Raw genomic sequence first — 24,679 nt, 5'->3', positions numbered from 1 at the left:
ATCTCCATGAGCGCGCGCTGGAGCGGCCGGGCGGCGGTATCGATCATTACGGTGCTGGCGCGTGAAGATCCTCATGCTGACGGGCGCCGTGGCGTCCGCCCTCGTCCTGTCCCTGCCCGCCATCGCCTCGACGGCACCGGCGGTTCTTCCCGAGCCGCCGTCCGTCACCGTCGCCCAAGCCGAACTCGACCAGTTGAAGACGGCGGAGCCGCGCCCGATGACCGGCTACTCCCGTGCCAGGTTCCCGCACTGGTCCGCCCAGGGCGGCGCCTGCAACACCCGCGAGAAGGTCCTCGCCAGGGAAGGCTCGCTCGTCTTCCAGGACGGCAGGTGCCGGCCCGTCTCCGGCGCCTGGAAGTCGGCCTACGACGGGAAGATGATCACCTCCGCGAGCCAGGTCGACATCGACCACGTGGTCCCCCTGGCCAACGCGTGGCGCTCCGGCGCCGACGGCTGGACCACGGAGAAGCGCGGCGAGTTCGCGAACGACCTGAAGAACTCCCAGCTCATCGCCGTTTCCGCCGCGTCGAACAGGAGCAAGGGCGACCAGAGCCCCGACCAGTGGCGCCCGCCGCTGGTGAGTTACTGGTGCACCTACGCGCGCGCCTGGACCGACGTGAAGTTCGACTACGGCCTCACCGTGACCGACGCCGAGCGGGCGGCCCTGAAGAGCATGCTCGACACCTGCGGCACGGAATGAACGAGCGGTACCGGTCCGAGGTGACCGCCGGTCCCGGTGGGGTGATGACCGACGAGGTGGGAACCGTCACCGGAGACCTCACCGTGGTCACCGAGATCACCGGCGGCCAGGCCGCCGTCCGCGTGCAGTACACCGGCGCGGAGGAGTGGTACGTCGCCACGGGCAGCCCGTTCCCCGTCTCGGCGGGCAGCGGCGAGCGGATACACGAGGCGGTGGTGGCGATGATCCGGCACGGCGCCCCCGAGGGCGTCGCCCAGGCGACCGGCTGACACCACCGCCGATGCCCCGCTCTCCGGCAGGGAGCGGGGCATTTCGCTCCGGACCCGGAGGTGAGCGTGCCCCGACCGCCTACCGGCGGTCTCGAAGGGATTCCAGCAGGTGCGACAGCTCCTCGGTGACGGCCGGGAGGTCGCCGGGATCCGTCGAGCGGGCCAGCCACAGGGCCGCCTCGTTCATCGCGCCGGACAGCAGGCGGGCCAACGGCTCCACGGGCCGGTGGGCGATGACCCCCGCCTCGATCAGCGTGACGAGCGCCTCGGTGAGGTGCCGCGCCGAGAACGCCTCGTCCATGGCCCGCCACTCGTTCCAGCCGAGCACCGCTGGACCGTCGACGAGCATGATCCGCTGTACGTCGGGGTCGCGGCTCACCGCGAGGAAGGCCCGGCATCCCGCGACCAGCTGCTCCCACGGGTCGTCGTGCGCGTCCGCCGCCGCCGAGACCCGCTCGCCCACCTCCCGCTGCACCTGCTCGACGACCGCGTGGAAGAGGGCGGCCTTGCTGTCGAAGTGGTGGTAGAGCGCGCCCTTGGTCACGGCCGCCGCCCCGACGATCTGCGCCAGGCTCACCGCGGCGTACCCGTGCCGCGCGAACAGCGTCCTGGCCTCCGCCACCAGCATCCGCCTGGTCTCCAGCCGTTGCCGTACCCGGTCCATCGCGGCTCCCATCGTTGGCATACCGGTGGTATGTTAACTCCACATACCAACGGTATGCGAATATGTCGAAAGGAGGGGGCCGTGTCCCTCACCGGCTTCTACCCGGTCGTCTGCACCGATCGGATCACCGAGTCCCGTGACTTCTACCGGCGGTTCTTCGGCTTCGAGACGGTGTTCGAGGCGGACTGGTACGTGAGCCTGCGACGGCCGGAGCCGCCGCACTACGAGCTGGCGCTCGTCGACCACGACCATCCGACCGTGCCGGAGAAGTACCGCTCGGCGGTGCGCGGGCTGATCCTCAACTTCGAGGTGGCCGACGTCGACGCCGAGCACGACAGGCTGGTACGACGGGCGGGGCTCCCGGTCGAGCTGACGTTGCGCACCGAGGAGTTCGGGCAGCGGCACTTCATCGTGGCCGCACCCGACGGCGTGCTCGTCGACGTGATCACCCCGACCGAGCCGTCCGCCGCCTACGCCGGACAGTACGCCGCTCCGTGACCCGGTTCAGCCCCGGCCCAGCCGCCTGCCGAGGCGCTGGGCCGGGGCCTCGATCAGCCGGTGGGTCAGGTAGCAGAGCGGCAGCAGCACGAGGAAGAAGAGCGGGAGGTTCGGGCTCACCCGCAGCAGGAGCGGATGGAGCAGGTAGAGGGAGAAGCTGATCACCCCGAGATGGGCGAGCCATCGGGGGAACGACCTGTGCCGTAGCGCGAACGCGGCGCCGAAGAAGGCGACGGCGAGCGAAAGCGCGGGGGCCCAACCGGGATCGTCCTTGGCGAGGGCCCCGCAGGCCAGGACCGTCAGCACGGCGGCGACGGCGGCGGACCATCGGATCGTGCCCTGCTCGGCACGGTAGACGGCCGTACCGGCGAACATCATGGCCAGCACGGTCAGGCCCTGCCAGGCACCGATCCTGCTGCCCAGGATCACCAGCGCCAGCCCGAGCAGGCCGCCCGTCACCGCGGCGGCCGTGCGCGCCCCGCCGCGCGCGGTCGCCGACACCACGATGACCACGACGACCACGACGCCGAGGAGCGCGGCGACCAGGTCGGCGCGGCCACCGATGACCGGACGGGTCAGCAGGAGTCCGAGAGGTACCGCCGACACCGCCAGGACGATCGCGACCGCCGCCGACCGGTGCGCCTGCCGCACGGTGAACAGCCCGACCGCCATCAGGTAGAACGCCATCTCGTAGGAGAGCGTCCACATCACGTCGATGACGGCGGGCACGCCGAGCAGTTCCTGCAGCATCGTCAGGTTCCCCAGGGCGACGAGCGGCGCGGGGCGGGTGCTCACGCCCGGGTGGAGGGCGAACACACCGGCGGAGGCGAGCAGGAACGCGAGGCCGAGCGCGGCGAGCAGCAGGGGCAGGAGGCGGAACGCCCGACCGGTCCAGAAGACCCGCAGGTCGCCGCGCCGTTCCAGGGAGGCGGGGATGATGTAGCCGCTGACCAGGAAGAACACGAAGACGCCCCAGGTGCCGACGTCGATCCTGCGGTCCACCTCGGCCCAGAGGCCCGGGATGAAGGTCCACCCGGAATGGTGCAGCGCGACGGCCAGCGCGGCGGGTCCTCGCAGGGCGTCCAGCCAGGCCAGCCGGGAGGGAGTCGGGGCCATTCGCCCGACTTTAGGCGATAGATACTGGTTCTCGGGTCTCCCCGGCCCGCGACGTCATCGCCCCCCGGCTACCGAACGGCGATCACACCATGCGGAACAGGGCGTACAGGATCACAAAGACGACAAAGCCCAGCACCACGCTACCGATCGTGTTCATGAGGGCCTTGGCGTACGCGCCGTCCTGGAAAAGATGGACGGTGTCCAGTTCGAAGGTGCTGAACGTGGTCAGCGCACCGCAGAAACCGGTGCCGACCAGCGCCTCCCACTCGGTCCCCACCCCCACGCCGTGCAGCAGGCCCAGCAGGCCCGCACCCAGCAGGTTGACCACCAGCGTCCCCCAGGGGAACGCCTTGCCGAACCGTGCCTTGACCTTCGTGTCGAGCAGGTAGCGCAGCATGGCGCCGAAGCCGCCGCCGATGAGCACCAGGATGATGGACATGTCACACCACCCTTGACGTTCCGCCGCCGGGATGCGGAATCAACCGCCCAAGGTAGAGTCCCACCGCGACGGCGATCCACCCGACCACCACGCTGAGTACCGCGTAGGTGAGGCCCATCTCCCACCTCCCGTTGTCGACCAGGCGGTGTATCCCATCGATGAGGTGGGAGAACGTGGTGAAACCGCCCAGGTAGCCGGTCACCAGGAACAGCCGGGCGGAGGCGTGCTGCCGCCCGCCGAGCAGGTACGCCGTCAGCAGGCCCATGAACAGGCAGCCGAGCATGTTCACCAGGAAGGTGCCCCAGGGAAAACCCCGCACCGCCCCGGGCATCACCTCGGTGATCAGGTAACGCAGCAGAGCCCCGATCGCACCTCCGAAGGCGATGTCCGCGAACGCGCTGGGCCGCAGCCCCGGATGACGCGGTGGGCCCGTGCCCCGGTACAGCGCGACGGTCTCGGCGCGCTCACGCCGGAGTAGCCGACTTCCTGCCCCGGTTGAATCTCCCATTGTCGACTTTCCTCCAGATATGCGAATGTCACTGCTTGTGGCGGTCCGGCGCGGGCACTCCCAGGAGCAGCTCACGGACGGCGTTCCAGGTCAGCTGGAGAGCCGCCTCGACCTCGGGAGACCTGTCCCCGAGGATGCGGGCCCAGGCGCCCCGGCCCCCGGGCAGGACGCTGGCACCGGCCCGCAGCCCGGTGCCGACGAGCACCGCGTGCATCGTGTCGGCCACCACCTGCGCGGGCTGCGCGGCGGTGACGACGTACAGGGAGGCCAGCAGCCCGAATCCGGCCATCACCGCGGGTCCGGTCACCGGCCGTTCCCCCGGCACCAGGCGGAGCGGGTCGGCGAAGAGCAGCCGCGCCGAGGTGTCACGCACCTCGACGTCGCTGCAGTAGGCCGTGTACGCGTGCCGCTCTCCCCGCGCCAGCCTGCCGGCCATCAGCGTCTCGCCCAGCACCACCGTCGCGTCCGCCGCGACGGTGACGCGGAGCCGCTGGTAGTACCGCGACTCGGCGAACGGGATCGTGGTGTCCGGCAGGTACTCCAGGTATCCGCCCGGCTCCGCGGTGAGGTTGATCAGCTGGGTGGCGTAGTCCTGTTCCATCCGGTGGAGCCGGGTGGCGGCCTGGGTGGTCAGGTGGACGGACGAGCCCTCGCCGCAGGAGACGTCGATGCGGTAGCGGTCGCCCTGGAGAACACCGCCGCCGGACGACATGAACATGAGGTACGGCATGTCCGGGCGCTCGGGGTCGTAGTACAGCGGACGGGCGATCTGCAGCGGTGTCTTCTGGTAGTGACCGGTCAGCTCGGTCCGCCCGCCGACCCGCTCGAACGCCAGGTGCAGGATCCCGACCTTGCCGGGGCTGCCGACCGGCAGCATGTCCAGGTCGGCGGCATGGCGCGCCACCGAGCCCGGCAGCCACCCCGGCTGGTAGCGCTCCGGGACGAGATGGTCGATCACCGCCCCGGAGCGCACATCGCCTCCAGCCGCGCCTCGATGAAGTCGGCGACCTCGGTGACACCGGTGCCGGCCAGACAGTCGGTCAGCACGACCGGCCCCGCCCCGCGCACCGTGTGGGCGTCCCGTTCCATCACCGACAGGTCGGTGCGCACGTACCGGGCGATGTCGATCTTGTTGATGACCAGCAGGTCGGAGTCCGTGGTGCCCGGGCCGCGCTTGCGCGGCATCTTGTCGCCCGCGGCGGTGTCCAGGACGAAGATGTAGACGTCGGCGAGCACCGGGCTGAAGGTGAGCGTCAGGTTGTCGCCGCCGCTCTCGAACAGCAGCATGTCGATGTCGGGGAACCGGTCGAGCAGTTCGGTCGCCGCCGCCAGGTTCATGCTCGGATCGTCACGGACCGCGGTGTGCGGACAGGACCCCGTCTCGACCCCGACGATCCGCTCGGAGTCGAGCACCCCGGCCATCGTACGGCGGACGTGTTCGGCGTCCTCCTGCGTGTAGATGTCGTTGGTGATCACGCCGGGACTGTGCCCCCTGGCGATCAGGATGGGGACCAGCATCTCGATCAGGGCCGTCTTGCCGGATCCGACGGGCCCCCCGACACCTACCTTGAACACCTTCCGCGGTTCCATATCGTGCCCTCTCAGGTGATGAACAGGCGGGCCGCTGCCCGCTCGTGCGCGGCCGAGACCGTGTCGGCGACGGGTACCGAGCCGTTCAGGTCCATGGGGTCATCGGCGGCGAGCGCCGCCCGCGCGACCTGGGCGAGGTCCGGCCGGACCTCGCCCAGGATCCGCTGGGCCCGGCGGAAGTCGGTGCGGCCCAGCCGCACCGCCGCCGCCGTCCAGCCCGCGGCGAAGGCGTACAGGTCACCGGCCACCGCGTGCGCGACGGGCACGCCCATGCCCGCGTGGATCACACCGACCACGACCGCGTGGTTGCCCGGCACGGCCCTCTCCGCCACCAGGGCCGCCAGCCGGGCCGTCTCCGGCGAGGCGAACGCCCACACCGCCGTGTCGAGGACCTGCCGGCCGGTCCTGACCGAGGCGGAGCGCTGCTCGCGGTTGAGTTTGATCGCGTGCAGCCGCTGGTCGACCTCGACCAGTCGGTCCCAGTCGCCCGCTCCGGCGGCGCGGTGCGCCAGCACCAGGGCCGTCGCGTCCCCCGGCCCCACCGAGTTGTACAGCAGATCGGTCAGCAGGCCGCGCAGGTCCGCCGATCCGGTCGCCCCGAGCTGGACGTACCCCTCCAGCCCGTGCGAGAGCGTGTACAGCCCGCTCGGGAAGCCGGAGTCGGTGAGCTGCAACTGGGCGAGCAGCGGGCCCAGGTCGGTCAGGCTCATCAGATGAAGTAGAGCCGGTTCAGCGGCAGCTTGGTGGCAGGCTCGATGCTGACCGGCTTGCCGTTCACCGAGACCTTGTAGGTCTCCGGATCGACCATGATGTCGGCCAGCGTCGAGTTGCGCAGCATGTGGCGCTTGTCGACGGTCCGGCACTGGCGTACGCCCCGGACGGTCCGCTCCAGGCCGAGCCGCTCGGGCACGCCCGCGTCGATCCCGGCCTGCGACATGAAGGTGACGCAGGTCTCCTTCAGCGCGGTGCCGAAGGCGCCGTACATCGGCCGGTAGTAGATCGGCTGCGGCGTCGGCAGGGACGCGTTCGGGTCGCCCATCGGGGCCCAGTTGATCATGCCGCCCTTGACGACCATGTAGGGCTTGGCCGCGAAGGAGTGCACCTGCCAGAGCACGATGTCGGCCAGCTTCCCGTCCTCCAGTGAGCCGATCGTGTCGGCCATCCCGCAGGTGCGGGCCGGGTTGATGGTCAGCTTGGCCAGGTAGCGCAGCACCCGGAAGTTGTCGTTGCGCGCGGAGTCCTCCGGCAGCGTCCCCCGCTTGTCCTTGCAGTGGTGGGCGATCTGGAAAGTGCGGGTGAACGACTCGCCCACCCGGCCCATCGCCTGCGAGTCCGACCCGATCATGCTGATGATGCCCAGGTCGTGCAGGACGGTCTCGGCGGAGATGGTCTCGGCGCGCACCCGGCTCTCCGCGAACGCCACGTCCTCGGGGACGTCGTAGCTGAGGTGGTGGCAGACCATCGTCATGTCCAGCAGCTCGTCCACCGAGTTGGCGGTGTAGGGCAGCGTCGGGTTCGTGGAGGCCGGCAGCACGTTGGGCTCCCCGGTCACCCGCAGGATGTCGGGGGCGTGCCCGCCGCCCGCGCCCTCGGAGTGGTACGTGTGGATCGCGCGACCGTTGATCGCACTGATGGTGTCCTCGACGAACCCGGCCTCGTTCAGCGTGTCGGTGTGGATGGTTATCTGGATGTCGTACTCGTCGGCGACCGACAGCGAGCAGTCGATGACGGCGGGCGTGGTCCCCCAGTCCTCGTGCACCTTCAGCCCGCAGGCGCCCGCCCGGATCTGCTCCTCCAGGGAACCCGGCAGGCTGTTGTTCCCCTTTCCGTACACCCCGATGTTGATCGGGATGGCCTCGTACGCCTGCAGGATGCGGGCGATGTTCCACGGCCCCGGGGTGCAGGTGGTGCCGCGGGTGCCGTCGGCGGGACCGGTTCCCCCGCCGACCAGGGTGGTGATCCCGTTGCTCAACGCGTGCTGCGCCTGCTGCGGGGAGACGAAGTGGACGTGGGTGTCGATCGCGCCGGCGGTGGCGATGAGGTTCTCGCCGGAGATCACCTCGGTGCCCGCGCCGATGACGAGCCGCCGGTCGACCCCGTTCTGGGTGTGCGGGTTGCCCGCCTTGCCGATCCCGGCGATCCTGCCGTTCTTGATACCGATGTCGCCCTTGACGATGCCCAGGATCGGGTCGATGACCACCGCGTTGGTGATCACCACGTCCAGGGCGGCCGTGGCGTTCTGCGAGGCCGGGTCGGCCGACATCCCGTCGCGGGCCGTCTTGCCGCCTCCGTACTGCGCCTCGTCCCCGTAGTGCCCCTCGGTGTGGTCCTTCTCCACCTCGACGACGAGGTTGGTGTCCCCGAGACGGATCCGGTCACCCACCGTGGGGCCGTACATGGTCGCGTACTGCTTACGACTGATCGTGGTCATCGGGATTCAGCCCTTCTTCGCGGAGCCTGAGGAGCCGTTCTTCTTTGACGAAGCCGGCGCGGACCCGCCCGGCTCGTCGAGATAGCCGCGTTCGCGCATTCTTTTCAGTGCCTTGCGATGCGCCTCGTGCGAGCGGACGCTTCCGTTGAGCAGTCCGCCGAAGCCGACGATCCGCAGGCCCCCGCCGTACTCGACCAGCTTCACTTCCTTGGTGTCTCCGGGTTCGAACCGGACGGCGGTACCGGCCGGAATGTCAAGGCGCTTGCCGAACGCCTTGTCGCGGTCGAACCTCAGCGCGCGGTTGGCCTCGAAGAAATGGAAGTGCGAGCCCACCTGAACGGCCCGGTCACCGGTGTTGTGCACGGTCAGCTTCACCCTGGGCTGACCGGCGTTCAGCTCGATCTGTCCCTCGCCGTAGATGTAGACGTCGTCATCCGACATGGGATGTCGCCCCCTTCAGGTTCGCCACCGCCCGAAAGCCGTGGTGTCGGTCGTCGTGGTCGTGGTGGTGTCCGGCCGTCGCGGACGACAGTCCGCCGGGCGGCAGGACCGCGCGTTCCCCGGGCATCACTTCCCGCCGACGGGATCGTGACAGGAGACCAGCTTGGTGCCGTCGTCGAAGACGGCCTCGACCTGCAGCAGCTTCAGCATTCCGCGCACTCCGGGCAGCACGTCGTCGGGCCCGACCACCTGCTTGCCCAGCTCCATGCACTGGGCGACGGTCTTGCCGTCCCGTGCCGCCTCCACGACCGCCGAGCTGATCAGCGCCACCGTCTCGCCGTAGTTCAGCTTCAGCCCGCGTTTGCGGCGCTGCTCGGCCATCTGGGCGACGAGAAAAATGAGCAGCTTGTCCATCTCGCGTGGTGTGAGATTCATCGGGGTCCTTTCTCCGCACGGCTATCCGGCGCGCTGGATTTTCGTGAACATCGGGATGGCCACCAGGAACGCCCAGGTCACCAGGACGAACGGCCAGGTGAGGGTGTGGCCGCCGGTAACGGCGAACAGGTTGCCGATACCGGCGGTCAGAGCCGCCGCGGACACCACGCCGATCACCGCGTAGACCGCGCTCACCCGGTTCACCAGCACGAACGTGCCCCACAGCGCGAGCCCGGTCAGCACGGCGTTGTAGCCGTACAGGCCGGCCCCGAGATCGGCGGCCTGCGCGCCCAGCACCCAGCCGGTGAGCAGGCCGACCAGGCTGGAGAGGAGCGCCACCAGCCCGGTCACCCAGCCGGCCACGAACAGTCCGATCAGGAAGATCAGGCCGACGTACCACTGGTTCTGGAAGAACACCTGGCCGATGCCGCTGAGCGTGCCCCGCCAGAAGTCGTGCCAGCTCATCACGGTGCCCGGAGCCGTGGCCGACGGCGGGGCCGAGCGTGCGTGCTCCGCCCAGATCCGGCTGAAGGACGGCCCGCCGATCACCATCACGCTGGTGACCACGCAGAAGGGCGCGGTGAAGGTCGGCAGGTGGTATGGGGTGAGCAGCACGTTCAGCGCTGAGGTGAGCACGCTCCCGGCGATCGCCCCGGCGACGACCAGGAGCACGGTCATCCACCGGACTTCCAGGTAGAGCACCAGGCTGACACCGATCAGCGTGCCGCAGAAACCCTCCAGCCCCACCGAGACCCGGTCCCAGGTGACGCCGAACAGGTACGCGGTGACCGTGGCGACGAGCGTGCCCAGCAGGCCGAAGACGCCGAACTGCCAGCCGCCGACGAACAACGCGACGATGAAGACCAGGCCCGTCCAGTGGTTGGGCTGGAAATCGACCTGCGCGACCCCGCGGGGGATCGTCAACAGGTACTCCAGCGCGCGACGTCCCCCGGAAGGGTGCTCACCTCCGGGTGAGCCCGACGGCAGAAACGCCGATGTCATAAACGTCGCCCTTCCCGCCACTGGCGCGCGTCCTGCCCACGGACGGCCATCAAAGGTGAATCCACGATGTGGGCACACAGCACTACTTTCCATGTGCCGAACCGGCAAAAATCAACCAAGGCCAGCATTCGGTCAAATATCAAAGGTGCTGAGGTTAACTCCCGACTTAAACGCCAACCATGTGGGTCAGGGCATCTCCGCCGGCGGGCGCAAAAAGAGCCGAAGGAGTAAACAGGACGAAGGAGCCCATAATGTCAGTTGGAATGAGCAGCTGGATATCGAGCGGGCTGAACACCGGTGATTCGGCCTGGATGCTGACCAGCACCGCGATGGTGCTGCTGATGACTCCGGGGCTGGCCTTCTTTTATGGCGGAATGGTCCGTTCCAAGAATCTACTGACAACGCTTTACATGAGTTTCATCTCGATCAGCCTGGTGACCATCATCTGGTTCTGCTACGGATACGGACTGGCCTTCGGCAGAGACCTGGGTGGCGCCGGGCTCATCGGCTGGAGCAATTTCCGGTTCGCGAACATCACCCCCGAGACGCTGCACCAGCAGATCCCCACGTACGTCTTCGCGCTGTTCCAGCTGACCTTCGCCATCATCACGGTCGCGCTGATCAGTGGCTCGATCGCGGGACGGGCCCGATTCGGTCCGTGGATACTCTTCGGCGTCCTGTGGATGACCCTGGTCTACGCACCGGTCGCGCACTGGGTGTTCTCCGACACCGGCTGGCTGCACAGGTGGGGCCTGCTGGACTTCGCCGGCGGGCTGGTCGTCGAGTTGAACTCGGGCATCTCCGGGTTGGCACTCGCACTGGTGCTGGGGCCGGGTGTCGCCTTCCGGCGCAAGGACGCCCCGAGACCGGAGAACATCCCCATGGTCCTGCTCGGCCTGGCCCTGCTCTGGTTCGGCTGGTTCGGCTTCAACGCGGGCTCCGCGCTGACCGACGGCCCGCTGGCCGCCCGGGCGTTCCTCAGCACGATGATCGCGGGCTGCGCGGGGATGCTGACCTGGCGGCTGGTGGAATGGATCCGTTTCCGGCACCTGACCAGGATGGGCTCGACCAACGGCGCCCTGGCCGGGCTGGTGGCCATCACCCCGTCCTGCGGGTTCGTCAACGTCGAGGGCGCGCTCGTCGTCGGCATCGTCGCCGCCCTCGTCTGCACGTACGCGGTCGAGATGAAGCTGGTCCTCGGCTACGACGACACCCTGGACGTGGTCGGCTTCCACGGGGCCGGCGGTGTCACCGGCATCGTGCTGCTCGGGTTCTTCGCCACCGGCGAACTCGTCGGGACCCCCGGCCTCTTCTACGGCGGGTCGATCGCACTGCTGGGCAAGCAGGTGGCCGGTGTCCTGGCCGTCGGCCTGTACAGCTTCATCGTCACGTTCGTCATCGGGAAAGTGGTCGACAGCCTGTTCCGGATGCGAGCGACCGAGGAGGAGCAACGCGCCGGCTCGGATGTGGGCTTTGCCGAGGGGTGAGCCCGGCGGTCACCATGACAGGTCGCCGCCATGACCCCGCACCACCAACCGAACCGCCCTGTTCACGTCAGTTGGCGGGTCAGGCCCCAGCTGCGCCACGGTGAGGGCGAAAGGCAACATCTGACCAGCCTGCAGGGGCTGGCCGCGCTGTCGCTCGACGCGCTCAGCTCGGTCGCCTACGGGCCGGAGGCGACCGCGCTCATCCTGGTCACCGCCGGTGGCGCCGCGATCGGCTACACGCTGCCGATCGTCCTGGCCGTCGTCGGACTGCTCACCGTGCTGGTGATCTCCTACCGCCAGGTGATCGCCGTGTATCCGAACGGTGGCGGCTCCTACGCGGTGGCCAAGAGCGATCTCGGCGAACGGGTGAGCCTGCTGGCCGCCGCGGCGCTCATCGTCGACTACGTGCTCACCGTGGCGGTCAGCCTCGCGGCCGGCGCCGCCAGCCTCGTCTCGGCCTTCCCCGTCCTGACCCCGCATCTCCTGGCGATCTGCCTGGTGGGACTGGCCCTGCTGACCGCGGTGAACCTGTACGGCATCGCCGAGAGCGCGCGGGTGCTGATGCCGCCCACCGTGCTGTTCGTGGTGAGCATCCTCGGCGTCGTGGTGCTGGGGCTGGCCCGCTCCCATCCGGCGGCCGTGGTGGGGACCCCCATGCACGTCCCGGTGACCGACACGCTGGGGGTGCTGCTGATCCTCAAGGCGTTCTCCTCCGGATGCTCCGCGCTGACCGGCGTCGAGGCCATCGCCAACGGCGTGCCCATGTTCCGCGAGCCGAGGATCGCGCGGGCGCAGCGAACCGAACTGCTGCTCGGCGCGCTGCTCGGCACGATGCTGATCGGGCTGGCGCTGCTCATCCACCGCGACCGGGTGCAGCCCCGGCACGACGTCACCGTCCTCGCCCAGCTGACCGCCGGCGCCTACGGCACGGGCTGGGCGTACTACGCGACCAACCTCGTGGTCACGCTCGCCCTGGCACTGGCCGCCAACACCAGCTTCGGCGGCCTGCCGGTCCTGCTGAGCCTGCTGGCCCGCGACAACCGCCTGCCCCACCTGTTCGCGCTGCGCACCGAACGTCCCGTCCACCGCTACGGTGTCGTGGCCGTGGCGGTGGCGGCGGCCGTGATACTCATCGCGGTGGACGCGCGGACCCACAGGCTGATCCCGATGTTCGCCATCGGGGTGTTCATCGGCTTCACGATCAGCCAGGTCGGCCTGGTCAGGCACTGGGCGACCCAGCACCCGCCCCGCCGGCTCGGCAAGGCGCTGCTCAACGGCACCGGCGCCCTGCTGACCGCCATCGCCACCCTGGTGCTGCTCACCACCAAGTTCCTGGAGGGCGCCTGGGTGGTCGCCATCGTCATCCCGCTGCTCATCCTGCTCTTCGCCCGCGTCGAGCGCTACTACACCGCGGTCGAAAAGCAGCTCGGGGTTGGGCGGACGCCGCCCAGACCCACCCGGCCCGCGGCGGTCGCCGAGGCCGGGAAAGTGATCATCATCCCGGTCTCGGACATCACCGCCAGGACGGAACGGGCCGTCAGCGCGGGCCTGGCCCTCGGTGGCGAGGTGGTGGTCGTCGCGGTGTGTTTCACCGAGGAGGGGCGGCACGACCTGCGGACGCGGTGGAACCTGTGGGATCCGGGGGTCCGACTTGAGATCCTCGACAGCCCGCAGCACACCGTGGTCCGTCCCGTTCTCGACTACATCCGGCAGGTCGCCGACAGCGGCACATGGGTCGCCGTGCTCATTCCCACCATCGAACCGCGGCACTTCCACCATCGGGCCCTGCACAACCAGCGTGACCTTTTCCTGATGGTCGCGCTACGGGAGCACACGGACGTGCTCATCTGCCTGCTCCCCTTCCGAATAGCCACATAGACGACGCCAGCGATTAAAACAGCTTTTCATACTACGTGTTAACTATAGTCCGATTTGAGTGTCACGTCATAAGCTGATTTAAGTGTCACACTCGGCAGTTAGACCGCCCGAATTGACATGATATTTCCACTGAAAATGCTGGTCGCCCAGAAGCAATACCTAATCCTCCGCAAGCCAGCCGAGTTTCTGATGGTCGCTTTGCCCTCAGCAGGAATGGCCGGTGCGAGCATCGCCAGAGAGGCAGAACCGATCATGACATCTGGGGGAAAAATGCTTCGAAAACTAATCCTGGCGCTGGCCCTGGTCACGGCGGCCGGATCACCAGCCGCCACGACCACGGCCTGGGCGGACGGGGTGTCCACCGCTCCGGCCGCACAGGCGCCCGTCGCCGCCGCGCCGTCCGCGCAGAAGGCGGGGAGGTGCGACCCGGGATCGCCATGCGCGGCAGTCAACTGCGGCCCCGGCCGCGTCTGCGTGCCCTCTCCCAAGCAGTGCTTCACCACGCCGTGCCCGCAGTACGACTGCGTGCCCATCTCCGGCACCGTCGGCCAGCCGTACTACCCGGGCTGGCAGCCTCCCTACCCGGGCTGGCGCCCGCCGTATCCAGGTTGGCGACCGCCGTACCCGAACTCCTACCCGATCCCGCCGTACCCGGGCTGGCACCCGCCGTACCCGGGCTGGCGGCCCCCGTACCCAGGTTGGCGGCCGCCGTACCCGAACTCCTACCCGGTCCCGTGGCGGCCTCCGTACCCACCACCATGGCCTCCCCGACCCCGCTAACGGATGACGGTCCGCTTCCCGGGGAAGCGGACCGGCCGGAAACCTCTCGCCATTGACGGTCGCGGGAGCCATGCGGACTATGGCCGCATGGCTCCCGCCACCTCCGGCGGGGGCGCGTCCACACCGCGCGAGGCGGAGCCGAACAGGCCGAACCCGTGGAACAGGGAAGGACGGAAATCGACAGTTGACCCCTCCCGCGGTCAACGACGCCGGCAACGAACTGACCGCCTTTCACCGCGGCGCCGAGGCCGTGCCTCCCGGCGACGCCCCGCTCCCGCTCGCCCTGGTCGCCCTGTGGTCTCGCGGCCGATTGCTTCTGGTGTTCACCCGCTATCGCCAGGAACGGGAACTACCGGGCGGAGGACACCGGCGTCTCAGCCGATCCTGGCGCTCTGCCCTCCGTCGACCGGAAGCAGGACGCCGGTGATGAACCGGGCCTCCTCCGAAGCCAGGAAGAGAGCCGCGTTGGCGACGTCCCATCCCGTGCCCATGCCGCCCTTGAGCGGAACCCGCTGGTGACGGCGGGCCGCGTACTCCTCCCTGTCCATGCCGTACGCCGCCGCGCCCAGGTCGACGCCGAGCGGGGTGTCGATGAGGCCCGGCATGATGGCGTTGACCCGGATTCCGTAGCGGGCGTTCTCCAGGGCCAGCTGCTGGGTCGCGGCGTTCATGGCCGCCTTGGACATCTTGTAGGTGATGGGTGGATTGCCGGGAGCGGGGTTTCCGGCGATGGCCGCGATGGAGGAGATATTGGTGATCACACCGCGCTCGGCGGCCCGCATCACAGGCAGCACCGCCCGGGCCATCAGCAGGATGCTGCCAGAGTTGATCATCATGGTCCGGGCCCAGTCGTCGGGCTCGACGGAGGTGGCCGAGCCGTCGCCGATGGCCACGCCCACGTTGTGATGCACCACGTCGAGGCGGCCGAAGCTCTCGACACAGGTGGCGACCGCGGTCAACCAGTCGTCGGCCACCGACACGTCACCCTGGACGGTGACCGCGGTTCCGCCCTGCTCCTCGACCAACCCCGCCGTGACCAGCATCGAGTCCAGGTCGCGGTCGACGAGGACGAGTTTGGCGCCCTCCCGGGCGAAGACCAGTGCCGTCGCCCTGCCGTTCCCGATCATCTGGCCGGGGGTCTGTCCGGCACCGGTGATGATCGCGGCGTATCCCTCCAGCCGGTCGGTCACGAGGCACCTGCCAGGTCGGGATCGATCTCGACGCCGAAGGTGTTCAGCGCCATCGCCGTCATCGTGTAGAAGCCGACGGTCATCGTGAAGTCCATCACCTGGTGGGTGTTCCAGCGGGTGGACAACGACGTCCAGGCCGCCTCCGACAGGTCGTGCCCGCCGTGCAGCTCGTCGATCGCCCGCAGCAGTACACGGTCGTCGTCCGCCCAGCCGGGATCTTCGGGACCCGCGGCGATGCGGTCGATCTCCTCCTCGGTGAGCCCGGCCCGCCGCCCGATGCCCACGTGCTGCGCCCATTCGTAGGAGGAGCCCGACAGCGCGGCGGTACGCAGGATCACGATCTCCCTCTCCCGCGCGGGCAGCGTCGACTCGCGTAGCAGGTGCTGCCCGAGACCGAGCCAGCGCCGGAGCAGCCGGGGGTGCCTGGCGAACGTGGTGAAGATGTTCGGCACCCGGTCACCTCCCACGGCCAGCCCGTCGAGCAGGCGCCGTGCCTGCTCGTCCCCTTCGCCCTCGGGCAACGGCGGAATACGTGTCGTCATGCCCTGCCAACCCTTCGATTGATCGTGGCGCTGCTTCCCCCGAGCGTGTACGGAGAACGATGAAGAGCATCCCCAGACACTGGAATCTAATTCGGAGATCCCGCGATCAAGTCGAGCACCGGCCGACGATGACCAGGCCTTGCGGCAGGAGCAACGGCGCGTTGAAAGGTGTGCCCCCGCAGGTCACATCTCACACGGTGATGACCACCTTGCCGCGAGCGCGTCCCTTCTCCAGATACCGGATGGCCTCGGGAACCTCAGCCAGCGGGTACGTCCGGTCGATGACCGGCGTGACCTTGCCCGCCTCGATCAGCTCCCTCAGCGACCGAAGGTCCTCCTCCCGCGGCATCGAGAACAGCCCGCGCAGCCGCTGACCCACGAACGCCTTGGTCAGCTGCACCGCGAACGTCCCCACGCCTCCCCCCGCGCCGATGATCAGGACCTTCCGCCCCGGCCGGCACCCTTCCCGCCTCGCGAAGAGCGTTCAGGGCGGTGCAGGCCGAGACGGGAACGGCCGCCGCCTGCTCGAAGGTGAGGTTCGCCGGCTTTGGCACGAACCGGTCCTGCCGGGCAAAGGCGTACTCGGCGAAGGCACCGTCGCAGGTGCCGAACACCTCGTCACCCGGCTTGAACCGGGTCACATTCCCGCCGACCGCCTTGACGCCCCCGCGACGTCCATCCCCCGGACCCGGACCTTGGGCCTGCGGAACCCGAAGCCCATGACGCGCGCCAGATACGGCAGGCCCGTCATGAGATGCCAGACGCCCGGATCGACGGCGGCCGCACGCACCCGTACGAGCAGGTCGTCGTCCCCCGGCACCGGCCTGTCGATCTCCCTGAGTTCCAGGACGTCGGAAGAGCCGTACGTGTCCTGGACGATTGCCTTCACTGCGTCTCTCCTAGACTGTCCGCGTACTGGAAAACGTCGTCGAGCGAGACGCCGAACACCCGGGCGATCTGGAAGGCCATCTCCAGCGAGGGCGAGTAGCGGGCCTGTTCGATGGCGATGACGGTCTGGCGGGTCACGCCGATGCGGTCCGCCAGCTCCGCCTGGGTCATCTCCCCGTGCGTGAACCGGAGGGCGCGGATCCTGTTGGTGACCCTGGTCGGCTTCACCACGGCCAAAAGCCCCGGCGATAGGCGAAGATCTTCGCGGTGGATCCGACGACCGCGGACAGGACGAACATCAGGTAGACGACATTGGCGATCCAGAAGTGGTCCAGCTCGGCCAGCGACATGCCGAGCGCCGCCACCCCGCCGATGACGACGAACGACTGGCCGGTGTACTCACCGAACCTGTAGATCTCCCGGTCCCGCTGGTCCTTCTTGCCGGCGTCCTTGGGTGAGGCGATCGCGACCGCGACGTGCAGCACGATCGACGCCACGATCGCGGCACCGATGCTCCACAGCATCGTCGACACGTACCGGACCTCGGTGAGCGGGACACCGTCCGCTCGCCCCAGCACGAGGACGAGGTAGGCCGCGTACGCGCACACCGCGACCACGCCCATGATCCAGGCGCTCTTCTCTTCGGATGACATGCCTCGAATGTAAGGTAAAGCCAACATCATGTCTAGTTTTATTGACACTCCTCCGTATCAAGCACCCCCCGGCCGCCCCCATGCCTGCCGATCACGTGCGCCCTGACGCCTCAAAGCCCCGCCGGTGTCGAGACGTGACCTGCGAGGGAGCGGGCGGTCAGCGGTTGCGGCTCGCCAGGAAGCGGCGCCACTGCGGCGAGGTCCGGGCGAGCACACGCAGCGAGGCCGGGACCGTGGGCCGCGGGTCGTTACCGCCGAGGTGGAGGGTGGTCAGCGCGGTGAGATCCGGGAGCCATTCCGGGACCTCCGCCAGCCGGTTGCCGCGCAGGTCGAGCTCGGCCAGCGCGGTGAGGTTCCGCAGTGGCTCGGGAAGCTCGGTCAGCCGGTTGCCGCGCAGATCGAGCTTGGTCAGGCCGGTGAGATCGCCCAGCGACCCGGGGAGTTCGGCCAGTTCGTTGCCCCACAGGTAGAGCCAGGGAACGCCGGTGAGGTTGCCGATCGACTCCGGCAGGCTCGTCAGCTGGTTGTCCCACAGGCAGATCCTGGTGAGCGCGGTGAGGTCGCCCAGCCACTCGGGAAGCTCGGTCAGCCGGTTGTCGTGCAGGTCGAGCTCGGTCAGCGCGGTGAGGGCGCACATCGAATCCGGCAGGCGGGTCAAACGGTTGGCCTGCAATGACAACCCGGTGAGCGCGGTGAGGCCGCCGAGCCAGTCGGGCACCTCCGCCATGTGGTTGTAACTGAGACGGAGCTCGGTGAGCGCGGTGAGATTGCCCAGTGACTCGGGAAGACCGACGGGCGGCCGGCAGTGCGTCAGGCCGAACGAGGTGAGCGCGGTGAGGTCGCCCACCCAGCCGGGAATGTCGAACGGCTCCCAGCCACCGCTCAGGGAGAGCCTGGTGAGGGCGGTGAGCTTTCGCAAGGAGTCGGGAAGCCCGGTCAGCCGGAGGTCGAACAGGGAGAGGTCGGTGAGAGAGGTCAACTCGCCGAGCCACTCAGGGAGCCGAACCAGTTTGTTGTGGCCGAGGTCGAGTGCGACAAGGGCGGTCAGGTTCACCAGCCGCTCGGGGAGCCCGACGAGATTGTTGTATGACAGGCGGAGCCGGGTGAGGTCGGTGAGGTCGCCCAGCCACTCGGGAAGCTCGGTCAGCTCGTTGAAGGTCAGGTCGAGCTCGCGCAGATGCGTCAGGTCTCTCATCCGCTCGGGCAGCTCCGTCAGCTTCAGCCCGCTCAGACTGAGCGTGGGCGCCCCTTCCCGTCCGCACCTGTTGATCCGGGTCAGGGCGGCCTTCGGACCGTTCTTGACCGCCATTGAGAGATCCCCTTTCCGAGGTGAACGAAATGATCGGGGTGACCTGGGCGGCTCACCGGCGAGAAGCCTAAGGACCGGCACTTGCGGATGGCTGGTGTCCGTCTTTCCGAGCCGCACCGAACCCTTCGCGCTCCGCGCGGACCAGGCTCGGGTCGCGTCCGACCGGCACGTGCCTGAGGCCCCAGCACTGCGAAGCCCGCAGGCGCGGCGTTAGGGCGTGGGAGGAAAGGCATCCCGGGGTCACTCATTCCGGAGGAGCGATCACATCACCGGCGGTCCACCCCGACCCGGACGGACGGCGCCGACGCCTCTTCACACCGCGCCTGCCACTAGCGGGTATGTCTCACCTCGGGGAAACGTCTGGAGGGACCGTCCAGCAGATGACCGCGGTGGCGCAGGTGCAGGTCGAAGAAGGCCCGGGGATAGGCGCGCTGGAAGGCCAGCGCTCTCGCGGCCGGTATGGTGCCCACCAGTTCCCGGAGCTCCTGGCTGGACAGTTTCAGCAGTGGCGCGACCAGGGGCAGAATGAGCGCGTCATCGCCGAAGGAGTTGTGCGCGGCTCCGTTCAGGGTCAGGTTGAGCCGCCAGCCGCGCAGGTTCGACCAGAATTTCCGCAACTGGGGGTTGGTGGCCATGCCGCCCTTTCCTGGCGTGTCCACGACGAGGTACGGCCGGTTCAGCCCGCCGTCGACGACCGGCCCCAGCGCGGCTCCGTCCAGGCCCATCCCGGCTTTGATGCGCTGGTCGGCGTACATGGCGGACGAGGTGGCCGCTCCGCCCAGAGAGTGGCCGAACATGCCGATCCGCCGTAGGTCGAGGGCGCCGCGCAGCCCCGTGGGGAGCTTCTTGCGGTCCGCGTCGGGATTACCGCCGGCCTGGAGCGCGGCCAGCTGGTTCAGCACGAACCGGGCGTCGTCGGCGCGTACCTTCGCGGCCTTGTCGAAGTCGGTGAGCTCCCCGTCGGGGTTCACGGTGACCCGGCCACCGGGGAACTCCACCACGGCCGCGTCATAGGTGTGGTCTATCGTGACCACCGCATACCCGTGGCCGGCCAGGTCCTCCACCACACCGGTGCCGAAGGACCGTGAGGCGTTGGCGCCCGGGGAGTACAGCACGACCGGCAGCCGGCCGAGACGCCGGTCGACGGGTGCCCCCTCGTGGCCGCTGGTCTGGCCGAACGTCACGCTGCCGGGTGCCAGTCCCAGGGAGCCGAGGTAGCGGTCGGCGGCGGCGCGTGGCATCCATGGGGCGAGGGGGCGCCTACGCACGTCGCGTGCCGGGTACCACAGGCTGACCATCAGCTCGCGCTTTTGCGGGGCACCCACCCACGGATCCGTCCTCGACTCGTCGACCAGATGCAGCGAGACCGTGCCGATCTTGTACGGTCCGGAGGGTTTCGGCAGGGTGAATCTCACCGGTTCGGTGTCGGCCGCCGCGGAGGCGCCTGCGGTCGCGGTTGCGGAAAGCGTGAGCAGCGCGGCGACGAAGACCGCGACTCTTGTTCTGATCATGCTTCTACGGTTCCGTACGGCTTGGCCCCTGACCTCGGCCCGCGGCATGGACTTCGGGTCAGCCCGAGACAGGACGCCGATGCTCGGCCATCGGGAGAGATCAGCCCGCGGCACTACGTCCTTGGTCGGAGCAGTGGGACGAGGTCCGCGCATTTCACAGTGGTCAGCGGCCGCTCGATGCACTGACCAGCCCGCTCTCGTACGCGGCGATGACGAGGTGGGCGCGGTCATGGGCGTCGAGTTTGGCCATCAGGCGTCGGATGTGCGTTTTGACCGTGGCCAGGCCGACGCCCAGCCGTACGGCGATCTCGGTGTTGGTGAGACCACGGGCGATCAGCAACAGCACCTCGCGCTCGCGATCGGTGATCCGGCCGAGGTCGGCGCCCGGCGCCCCGGGGTCGCCGGGCGTATGGCGGGAGAACTCGGCGATCAACCGCCTGGTCACCGTGGGCGCCAGCAGTGCCTCACCGGCGGCGATCACGCGCAGGGCGGCGAGCAGATCGCCCGGGCGGGTGTCCTTGAGCAGGAAGCCGCTGGCTCCGGCGCGGAGCGCGGCGTAGACGTACTCGTCGAGGTCGAAGGTGGTGAGGATGAGGACCTTCACATCGGCGGTGACGGGGTCGGTGCGGATCCTCCTGGTCGCCTCCAGACCGTCGAGGTCGGGCATGCGCACGTCCATCAGGACGATGTCCGGCCGTAGCCGCCTGGCCAGGTCGACGGCGTCGCGCCCGGTGCCCGCCTCACCGACCGCCGCCAGGTCCGGGGCGCTGTCGATGAGCAGCCGGAACCCGGCGCGCAGCAGATGCTGGTCGTCGGCCACGAGCACTCTGGACGCTCCGCCGCCGGGTCGTGCGCCTTCGTTCGTGATCGCGTCCATCAGGTGGTCTCCTCTTGCTCAAGGTGCCGGGACGGGCAGACGCGCCTCCACGACGAACCCGTGCCCCGGTCGCGGACCGGCCGACAGCGTCCCGCCGTGCAGGGCGGCCCTTTCCCGCATCCCGGCCAGGCCCTGACCGCCACTCCCGCCGGGCGGTACCAGGGGGCGAGGGCCGGACGGGCCCTCGTCACTGATCACGACCATCACCTCGCCGGGCTCTCCGGGCGTGACCGTGACCTGGCAGCGCGTCGGGGCGGCGTGCTTGATCACATTGGTCAGCGCCTCCTGAACGATCCGGTAAACCACCGGCCCCACGCCTTCGGAGACGGTCGGCTCCAGGTCGACGCGGAGGTCGACCGCGACTCCGGCCGCCCGCGCTCCGACGGCCAGGGCCGGGACGCCGGCCAGCCCCGGAGCGGAACCGATCCCGCCGGTTCCCTCGTCGCGGTGGGCGGAGGCGGGGCGCAGCGTGCCGAGCACGAGGCGCATGTCGGCGAGGGCGGCATGGCCGGTCTCCTCGATCAGGGCGAGCGCGTGCCGTGCCTCCTCGGGATGAGTCTCCGCGACGTGGTTGGCGATGGCCGCCCTGACGGTGATCACGCTCAGGCTGTGCGCGACGACGTCGTGCAGCTCGCGGGCGATCCGCAACCGCTCGTCCGTCACTGCCTGGCGTGCCGATTGCCGGATCGCGCGAACGGCGTGCGCCCGCTGCTCGCGTACGGCCATGCCCACGGTCCAGGACAGGCCGAGCAGCAGCCACGCGAACGCGGTCAGCGACAACGCCTGTGCCCATGACGATTGCCCAGAGCCCACGGCCGCCACCAGCAGCAGGGAGACGACGAGCGCGACGACCGCGGGCCGCCGAGGTTCCGAGAGCGCCACCATGTGCAGCGCCACCGCCACGACCAGGTACGACTCGCTCTCGCCTGCGAGCCCGGCGAGTGTCGCGGCGGCGAGCACCCAATAGAACACGGGACCGGGCCACCTCCTGCGCACGGCGAGAGGCAGCCAGGAGGCGAGGAGCAACGGCACCGTCACGACCCTGCCCTGTGACAGCGCCGCGGCGGAAAAGCCCGCGCCGAGCAGCACCGCGGCGGCGGCGTCCAGAGCCACCCAGTGGCCGGGACGCAGCCGCCGAGCGATCAGCGGACGCGGCTCGGACACGGAGCAACGCTATAGGCGCAGCTCATCGAAGGGATCGTCCCGAAGTACGTCATCTCCTGGGCGGAGTTCATCCGCCGGGATGAGCCGTGCCGTACGGTCCTGGGCTGACCCGGTGTCAACACCCGCGCTCCCGGCTCCACGTTCTTATGACCGCCGGTTCCGGGTACGCCGGGCCGGTCACACCGCCGCCGTCGGGCCTACCCCTCGGCGACCGGCCGGTAGGTGCACACGTGCACGCCCTTGTCGCTGATGACCGTGGAGGCCAGTTCGAGCGTGCGCGCCGCACCGCCGTCGGGGAAGATCGTCTTTCCGCCACCGAGAAGCACCGGCATGATCATGAGTCGGAGCTCGTCGACCAGGCCCTCGCTCAGCAGAGTGCGCGCGAGCGTGGGGCTCCCCATCACCACCAGGTCGCCGCCGTCGCTCTCGCGCAGCTTCCGGATGCCGGCGACGGCCTCGTCACCGGGGATGCGGGTGGTGTTGTTCCAGGTCAGCTCGTCGTCGCCCAGCGTCTTGGACACGACGTACTTCGGAATGGCGTTCATCCGGTCGGCGAACGGGTCGCCGGCCCGCCCGGGCCATGCCGCGGCCATCGTCTTCCAGGTGCGGCGCCCGAACAGCAGCGCCCCGGCCTCGGCCACCGCGTCGTTGAAGGCGCCGCCCACCACCTCCGGGTCGAAGAACGGGTGCGACCAGCCGCCGTGGGCGAAGCCACCGTCGGTGTCCTCGTTGGGTCCGCCCGGCGCCTGCACAACGCCATCCAAGCTCATGAACTCAGTGATCACGATGCGCATGGGACTCGCTCCTCCTGGTTGCGTTGCCGAGTTCCGGCACCGCTGATCTGGTCGCGGTGCGGGGGGGTGAAGGTGTTACTCGTCGTGCTCCGATACCGGCCGGTCAGCCGAAGTGCTCGGCCATCCAGGTGTCCCACGCGGACTGCTCGTCGCGGCCCGCGAAGTTCTGGTGACCGAGCACGAGGGCGTCGCCGCGGTCGGTGCCGGAGTGGATGAACCGGTACAGGCCCTCGCCCGTCCGGACGCCCAGGTTGACGGGCAGGTTCGCGTAGTAGACGACCCCGGCGGAGCCGTCCGGGAGACGGACGTCGTCGCCCTCGGCGACGTCCGGCGTGACGCCCAGTTCCCGGGTGACGGTCTTCCAGACGGCGTCCGGACCGCCCGCTCCGGGCCGGAAGGCCGTGGTGACCGACGGGGTGCGGCCGGTGAAGCGCGCGAGGTACTGCTTGAGGGTCTCCAGGTAGATGGGCCAACCGGCCTGCATCGCCTCGAACTCGGTCTCCCAGTCGTCGCCGAGCATGCCACTCTGCACGAGCCGCAGCACGGTGGTGCCGCCGCCACGCCCCTCGATGAGGTACTCGAACGCCATGAACCGGCCGTCGGGGGCCTGCTCGCTGCGGGTCGCCAGGCGGGTGCCCGGCTCGTAGGCGGTGATCGTGGCCTGCTCGGTGTGGCCCAGCATGGTCAGGTTCGCCGGGCCTCCCTCGGCGGTGCCCAGCTCGGTGCGTCCCATGAACCAGGAGTCGACGCCCGGCCCGGTCGCGATCGCGTCCCAGACCTGCTCGGGCGTGGCGCTGAGTTCGATCTCCTGGCTCAGCTCGAACGGGTGCGTCATCGGGTTTCCCTCATGCTCGGGTGGACGGCGACGACGATCCGGTGGTCGCGGCCGTGCTCGGCGGACTGGTCGTGGTACTTGGACACCAGGGTCGTGACGGCCCCGGCGAGTTCCTGAGCGAACGCGGCCCGGTCGGCGGCCGAGGCGAAGCGCACCTCGGCGTCGATCGCGAAGGTCGCGACGTGTTTGCGCGCTTTGGCGGCGCCGGCGATGAGCCCTCCGACGTCGCGGACCAGCCGGGCCGCGACGGCCAGCAGCCAGCCGGCCGACAGCTGGTCGGGAGAGCGGGCCGGATCGGGCTCGACGGACGCCAGCGCGGTCGGGGAGATCACGTAGGAGGCCGCGGTCGCGCGCATGATGCGCTCGTTGACGTTGCCCTTGCGCCGCTCCTCGATCATCTCGACGAGCCCGTGCGCCTCAAGCGTCTTGAGGTGGTAGTTGACCTTCTGCCGGGGCAGGCCGACCTTGGCGGCCAGCATGGTCGCGGAGGCGGGCTCGCTCAGCTCGGCCAGCAACCGGGCCCGGATGGGGTCCAGCGAGGCCTCGGCGGCGGCCGGATCCTCGATCACAGCGATGTCCTGCATGACCACAGGCTATGACCGACAAATTAATTTGTCAAGGAAGTCTTATTGATCGGCACATCGGCCCTGCCGGGCTCGGGTCCCGGCGATCCCCCTA

General features: G+C 69.3%; 30 protein-coding genes. 6 read left to right on the top strand and 24 right to left on the bottom strand.

Annotated elements, in window-relative coordinates:
• The first annotated feature begins 61 nt into the window (after window positions 1-61).
• Window positions 62-700 (top strand): HNH endonuclease family protein, encoded by a 639-nt coding sequence (locus IG98_RS0123385; RefSeq protein WP_211264070.1) that lies wholly within the window; start codon window positions 62-64, stop codon window positions 698-700.
• Window positions 701-744: 44 nt separating this feature from the next.
• Entirely contained in the window at window positions 745-969 is a 225-nt protein-coding gene (locus IG98_RS0123380; RefSeq protein WP_211264069.1) for a hypothetical protein, read from the top strand.
• A gap of 79 nt (window positions 970-1,048) precedes the next feature.
• On the opposite strand, the gene IG98_RS0123375 is transcribed toward IG98_RS0123380, so the two are convergent.
• A complete protein-coding gene (locus IG98_RS0123375) occupies window positions 1,049-1,654 on the bottom strand; it encodes a TetR/AcrR family transcriptional regulator (RefSeq protein WP_245651675.1) in 606 nt (201 codons plus the stop codon).
• 33 nt (window positions 1,655-1,687) lie between these two features.
• On the opposite strand from IG98_RS0123375, the gene IG98_RS0123370 reads away from it, so the two are divergent.
• Window positions 1,688-2,131, top strand: coding sequence for a VOC family protein (locus IG98_RS0123370; RefSeq protein ID WP_157594474.1), 444 nt, complete (start codon window positions 1,688-1,690; stop codon window positions 2,129-2,131).
• Between the two features lie 6 nt (window positions 2,132-2,137).
• Here IG98_RS0123370 and IG98_RS0123365 read toward each other — a convergent pair whose 3' ends face one another.
• The 10 genes from IG98_RS0123365 to IG98_RS0123320 all read right to left on the bottom strand — a co-directional run bounded on the left by IG98_RS0123365 (window position 2,138) and on the right by IG98_RS0123320 (window position 10,015).
• Window positions 2,138-3,247, bottom strand: a complete 1,110-nt coding sequence (locus tag IG98_RS0123365) for an acyltransferase family protein (RefSeq protein WP_030915931.1) — start codon at window positions 3,245-3,247, stop codon at window positions 2,138-2,140.
• 82 nt (window positions 3,248-3,329) lie between these two features.
• Window positions 3,330-3,686 carry a fluoride efflux transporter CrcB gene (crcB, locus tag IG98_RS0123360; protein ID WP_037971066.1) on the bottom strand — a complete coding sequence of 119 codons (357 nt, stop codon included), beginning with the start codon at window positions 3,684-3,686 and terminating at the stop codon, window positions 3,330-3,332.
• Between the two features lies 1 nt (window position 3,687).
• Window positions 3,688-4,194: a fluoride efflux transporter CrcB gene (gene crcB / locus IG98_RS0123355; RefSeq protein ID WP_051752730.1), complete on the bottom strand. Its 507-nt coding sequence runs from the start codon at window positions 4,192-4,194 to the stop codon at window positions 3,688-3,690.
• A 28-nt stretch (window positions 4,195-4,222) separates the two neighbouring features.
• Complete coding sequence (locus IG98_RS0123350) at window positions 4,223-5,152, bottom strand: urease accessory protein UreD (protein ID WP_063766269.1); 930 nt, start codon at window positions 5,150-5,152, stop codon at window positions 4,223-4,225.
• Entirely contained in the window at window positions 5,149-5,769 is a 621-nt protein-coding gene (gene ureG / locus IG98_RS0123345; RefSeq protein ID WP_281178512.1) for an urease accessory protein UreG, read from the bottom strand. The genes IG98_RS0123350 and ureG overlap by 4 nt, the downstream gene beginning before the upstream one ends.
• A 26-nt stretch (window positions 5,770-5,795) precedes the next feature.
• A complete protein-coding gene (locus IG98_RS0123340; RefSeq protein WP_030915907.1) occupies window positions 5,796-6,494 on the bottom strand; it encodes an urease accessory protein UreF in 699 nt (232 codons plus the stop codon).
• The gene (gene ureC, locus IG98_RS0123335; protein ID WP_030915904.1) at window positions 6,494-8,215 is read right to left on the bottom strand and encodes an urease subunit alpha; all 1,722 of its coding nucleotides are present in this window, start codon (window positions 8,213-8,215) and stop codon (window positions 6,494-6,496) included. Before ureC ends, IG98_RS0123340 begins: the two co-directional genes overlap by 1 nt.
• A gap of 6 nt (window positions 8,216-8,221) precedes the next feature.
• Entirely contained in the window at window positions 8,222-8,656 is a 435-nt protein-coding gene (locus tag IG98_RS0123330; RefSeq protein ID WP_030915901.1) for an urease subunit beta, read from the bottom strand.
• Window positions 8,657-8,782: 126 nt separating this feature from the next.
• A complete protein-coding gene (locus IG98_RS0123325) occupies window positions 8,783-9,091 on the bottom strand; it encodes an urease subunit gamma (RefSeq protein ID WP_030915897.1) in 309 nt (102 codons plus the stop codon).
• Between the two features lie 21 nt (window positions 9,092-9,112).
• Complete coding sequence (locus IG98_RS0123320; RefSeq protein ID WP_245651674.1) at window positions 9,113-10,015, bottom strand: urea transporter; 903 nt, start codon at window positions 10,013-10,015, stop codon at window positions 9,113-9,115.
• A gap of 329 nt (window positions 10,016-10,344) precedes the next feature.
• Between IG98_RS0123320 and IG98_RS0123315 the strand changes: the two genes are divergently transcribed.
• The 3 genes from IG98_RS0123315 to IG98_RS48965 all read left to right on the top strand — a co-directional run bounded on the left by IG98_RS0123315 (window position 10,345) and on the right by IG98_RS48965 (window position 14,238).
• A complete protein-coding gene (locus IG98_RS0123315; protein ID WP_245651673.1) occupies window positions 10,345-11,580 on the top strand; it encodes an ammonium transporter in 1,236 nt (411 codons plus the stop codon).
• A gap of 30 nt (window positions 11,581-11,610) precedes the next feature.
• Window positions 11,611-13,458 carry an APC family permease gene (locus IG98_RS0123310; protein ID WP_051752728.1) on the top strand — a complete coding sequence of 616 codons (1,848 nt, stop codon included), beginning with the start codon at window positions 11,611-11,613 and terminating at the stop codon, window positions 13,456-13,458.
• 270 nt (window positions 13,459-13,728) lie between these two features.
• Window positions 13,729-14,238, top strand: coding sequence for a hypothetical protein (locus IG98_RS48965; RefSeq protein WP_084195583.1), 510 nt, complete (start codon window positions 13,729-13,731; stop codon window positions 14,236-14,238).
• Between the two features lie 374 nt (window positions 14,239-14,612).
• Here the strand turns inward: IG98_RS48965 and IG98_RS0123300 are convergent, their stop codons facing one another.
• The 13 genes from IG98_RS0123300 to IG98_RS0123245 form a co-directional block, all read right to left on the bottom strand.
• Entirely contained in the window at window positions 14,613-15,428 is an 816-nt protein-coding gene (locus IG98_RS0123300; RefSeq protein WP_030915882.1) for an SDR family NAD(P)-dependent oxidoreductase, read from the bottom strand.
• Window positions 15,425-15,970, bottom strand: a complete 546-nt coding sequence (locus IG98_RS52620) for a carboxymuconolactone decarboxylase family protein (RefSeq protein WP_037971060.1) — start codon at window positions 15,968-15,970, stop codon at window positions 15,425-15,427. The genes IG98_RS0123300 and IG98_RS52620 overlap by 4 nt, the downstream gene beginning before the upstream one ends.
• A 190-nt stretch (window positions 15,971-16,160) precedes the next feature.
• Window positions 16,161-16,409 (bottom strand): zinc-binding dehydrogenase, encoded by a 249-nt coding sequence (locus IG98_RS53470; RefSeq protein WP_281178515.1) that lies wholly within the window; start codon window positions 16,407-16,409, stop codon window positions 16,161-16,163.
• Between the two features lie 198 nt (window positions 16,410-16,607).
• Window positions 16,608-16,859, bottom strand: coding sequence for an MDR/zinc-dependent alcohol dehydrogenase-like family protein (locus IG98_RS53465; RefSeq protein ID WP_051752725.1), 252 nt, complete (start codon window positions 16,857-16,859; stop codon window positions 16,608-16,610).
• Window positions 16,856-17,086 carry a helix-turn-helix transcriptional regulator gene (locus tag IG98_RS0123285; protein ID WP_281178514.1) on the bottom strand — a complete coding sequence of 77 codons (231 nt, stop codon included), beginning with the start codon at window positions 17,084-17,086 and terminating at the stop codon, window positions 16,856-16,858. Before IG98_RS0123285 ends, IG98_RS53465 begins: the two co-directional genes overlap by 4 nt.
• Window positions 17,083-17,511 carry a hypothetical protein gene (locus IG98_RS0123280; RefSeq protein WP_030915873.1) on the bottom strand — a complete coding sequence of 143 codons (429 nt, stop codon included), beginning with the start codon at window positions 17,509-17,511 and terminating at the stop codon, window positions 17,083-17,085. The genes IG98_RS0123285 and IG98_RS0123280 overlap by 4 nt, the downstream gene beginning before the upstream one ends.
• Before the next feature lie 157 nt (window positions 17,512-17,668).
• The gene (locus IG98_RS0123275) at window positions 17,669-18,820 is read right to left on the bottom strand and encodes a leucine-rich repeat domain-containing protein (protein WP_051752723.1); all 1,152 of its coding nucleotides are present in this window, start codon (window positions 18,818-18,820) and stop codon (window positions 17,669-17,671) included.
• A gap of 329 nt (window positions 18,821-19,149) precedes the next feature.
• On the bottom strand, window positions 19,150-20,331 hold the full coding sequence (locus tag IG98_RS0123270; protein WP_037971058.1) for an alpha/beta hydrolase family protein: 1,182 nt from the start codon (window positions 20,329-20,331) through the stop codon (window positions 19,150-19,152).
• A gap of 163 nt (window positions 20,332-20,494) precedes the next feature.
• A complete protein-coding gene (locus tag IG98_RS0123265; RefSeq protein WP_051752720.1) occupies window positions 20,495-21,208 on the bottom strand; it encodes a response regulator in 714 nt (237 codons plus the stop codon).
• Window positions 21,209-21,226: 18 nt separating this feature from the next.
• Window positions 21,227-22,372 carry a sensor histidine kinase gene (locus tag IG98_RS0123260; RefSeq protein ID WP_030915861.1) on the bottom strand — a complete coding sequence of 382 codons (1,146 nt, stop codon included), beginning with the start codon at window positions 22,370-22,372 and terminating at the stop codon, window positions 21,227-21,229.
• Between the two features lie 197 nt (window positions 22,373-22,569).
• Window positions 22,570-23,166, bottom strand: coding sequence for a dihydrofolate reductase family protein (locus IG98_RS0123255; RefSeq protein ID WP_030915858.1), 597 nt, complete (start codon window positions 23,164-23,166; stop codon window positions 22,570-22,572).
• Window positions 23,167-23,269: 103 nt separating this feature from the next.
• A complete protein-coding gene (locus tag IG98_RS0123250; RefSeq protein WP_030915854.1) occupies window positions 23,270-24,001 on the bottom strand; it encodes an SRPBCC family protein in 732 nt (243 codons plus the stop codon).
• On the bottom strand, window positions 23,998-24,585 hold the full coding sequence (locus IG98_RS0123245; RefSeq protein ID WP_030915851.1) for an ArsR/SmtB family transcription factor: 588 nt from the start codon (window positions 24,583-24,585) through the stop codon (window positions 23,998-24,000). The genes IG98_RS0123250 and IG98_RS0123245 overlap by 4 nt, the downstream gene beginning before the upstream one ends.
• Window positions 24,586-24,679: the final 94 nt, after the last annotated feature.

The sequence above is a fragment of the Streptosporangium amethystogenes genome (assembly GCF_000721075.1).
GTDB classification, from domain to species: Bacteria; Actinomycetota; Actinomycetes; order Streptosporangiales; family Streptosporangiaceae; genus Streptosporangium; species Streptosporangium amethystogenes.
Note: the sequence above shows the minus strand (reverse complement) of the source record. Positions and strands in the feature narration are given on the sequence as shown.

Bases quoted from the DNA above. Each gene is read 5' to 3' on its own strand.
- IG98_RS0123380 (WP_211264069.1), top strand. From the start codon at position 745: ATGACCGACGAGGTGGGAACCGTCACCGGAGACCTCACCGTGGTCACC.
- IG98_RS0123375 (WP_245651675.1), bottom strand. From the start codon at position 1,654: ATGCCAACGATGGGAGCCGCGATGGACCGGGTACGGCAACGGCTGGAG.
- IG98_RS0123370 (WP_157594474.1), top strand. From the start codon at position 1,688: ATGCGAATATGTCGAAAGGAGGGGGCCGTGTCCCTCACCGGCTTCTAC.
- IG98_RS0123365 (WP_030915931.1), bottom strand. From the start codon at position 3,247: ATGGCCCCGACTCCCTCCCGGCTGGCCTGGCTGGACGCCCTGCGAGGA.
- crcB (WP_037971066.1), bottom strand. From the start codon at position 3,686: ATGTCCATCATCCTGGTGCTCATCGGCGGCGGCTTCGGCGCCATGCTG.
- crcB (WP_051752730.1), bottom strand. From the start codon at position 4,194: ATGGGAGATTCAACCGGGGCAGGAAGTCGGCTACTCCGGCGTGAGCGC.
- IG98_RS0123340 (WP_030915907.1), bottom strand. From the start codon at position 6,494: ATGAGCCTGACCGACCTGGGCCCGCTGCTCGCCCAGTTGCAGCTCACC.
- ureC (WP_030915904.1), bottom strand. From the start codon at position 8,215: ATGACCACGATCAGTCGTAAGCAGTACGCGACCATGTACGGCCCCACG.
- IG98_RS0123330 (WP_030915901.1), bottom strand. From the start codon at position 8,656: ATGTCGGATGACGACGTCTACATCTACGGCGAGGGACAGATCGAGCTG.
- IG98_RS0123325 (WP_030915897.1), bottom strand. From the start codon at position 9,091: ATGAATCTCACACCACGCGAGATGGACAAGCTGCTCATTTTTCTCGTC.
- IG98_RS0123315 (WP_245651673.1), top strand. From the start codon at position 10,345: ATGTCAGTTGGAATGAGCAGCTGGATATCGAGCGGGCTGAACACCGGT.
- IG98_RS0123310 (WP_051752728.1), top strand. From the start codon at position 11,611: ATGACCCCGCACCACCAACCGAACCGCCCTGTTCACGTCAGTTGGCGG.
- IG98_RS48965 (WP_084195583.1), top strand. From the start codon at position 13,729: ATGCTTCGAAAACTAATCCTGGCGCTGGCCCTGGTCACGGCGGCCGGA.
- IG98_RS52620 (WP_037971060.1), bottom strand. From the start codon at position 15,970: ATGACGACACGTATTCCGCCGTTGCCCGAGGGCGAAGGGGACGAGCAG.
- IG98_RS0123280 (WP_030915873.1), bottom strand. From the start codon at position 17,511: ATGTCATCCGAAGAGAAGAGCGCCTGGATCATGGGCGTGGTCGCGGTG.
- IG98_RS0123275 (WP_051752723.1), bottom strand. From the start codon at position 18,820: ATGGCGGTCAAGAACGGTCCGAAGGCCGCCCTGACCCGGATCAACAGG.
- IG98_RS0123270 (WP_037971058.1), bottom strand. From the start codon at position 20,331: ATGATCAGAACAAGAGTCGCGGTCTTCGTCGCCGCGCTGCTCACGCTT.
- IG98_RS0123265 (WP_051752720.1), bottom strand. From the start codon at position 21,208: ATGGACGCGATCACGAACGAAGGCGCACGACCCGGCGGCGGAGCGTCC.
- IG98_RS0123255 (WP_030915858.1), bottom strand. From the start codon at position 23,166: ATGCGCATCGTGATCACTGAGTTCATGAGCTTGGATGGCGTTGTGCAG.
- IG98_RS0123250 (WP_030915854.1), bottom strand. From the start codon at position 24,001: ATGACGCACCCGTTCGAGCTGAGCCAGGAGATCGAACTCAGCGCCACG.
- IG98_RS0123245 (WP_030915851.1), bottom strand. From the start codon at position 24,585: ATGCAGGACATCGCTGTGATCGAGGATCCGGCCGCCGCCGAGGCCTCG.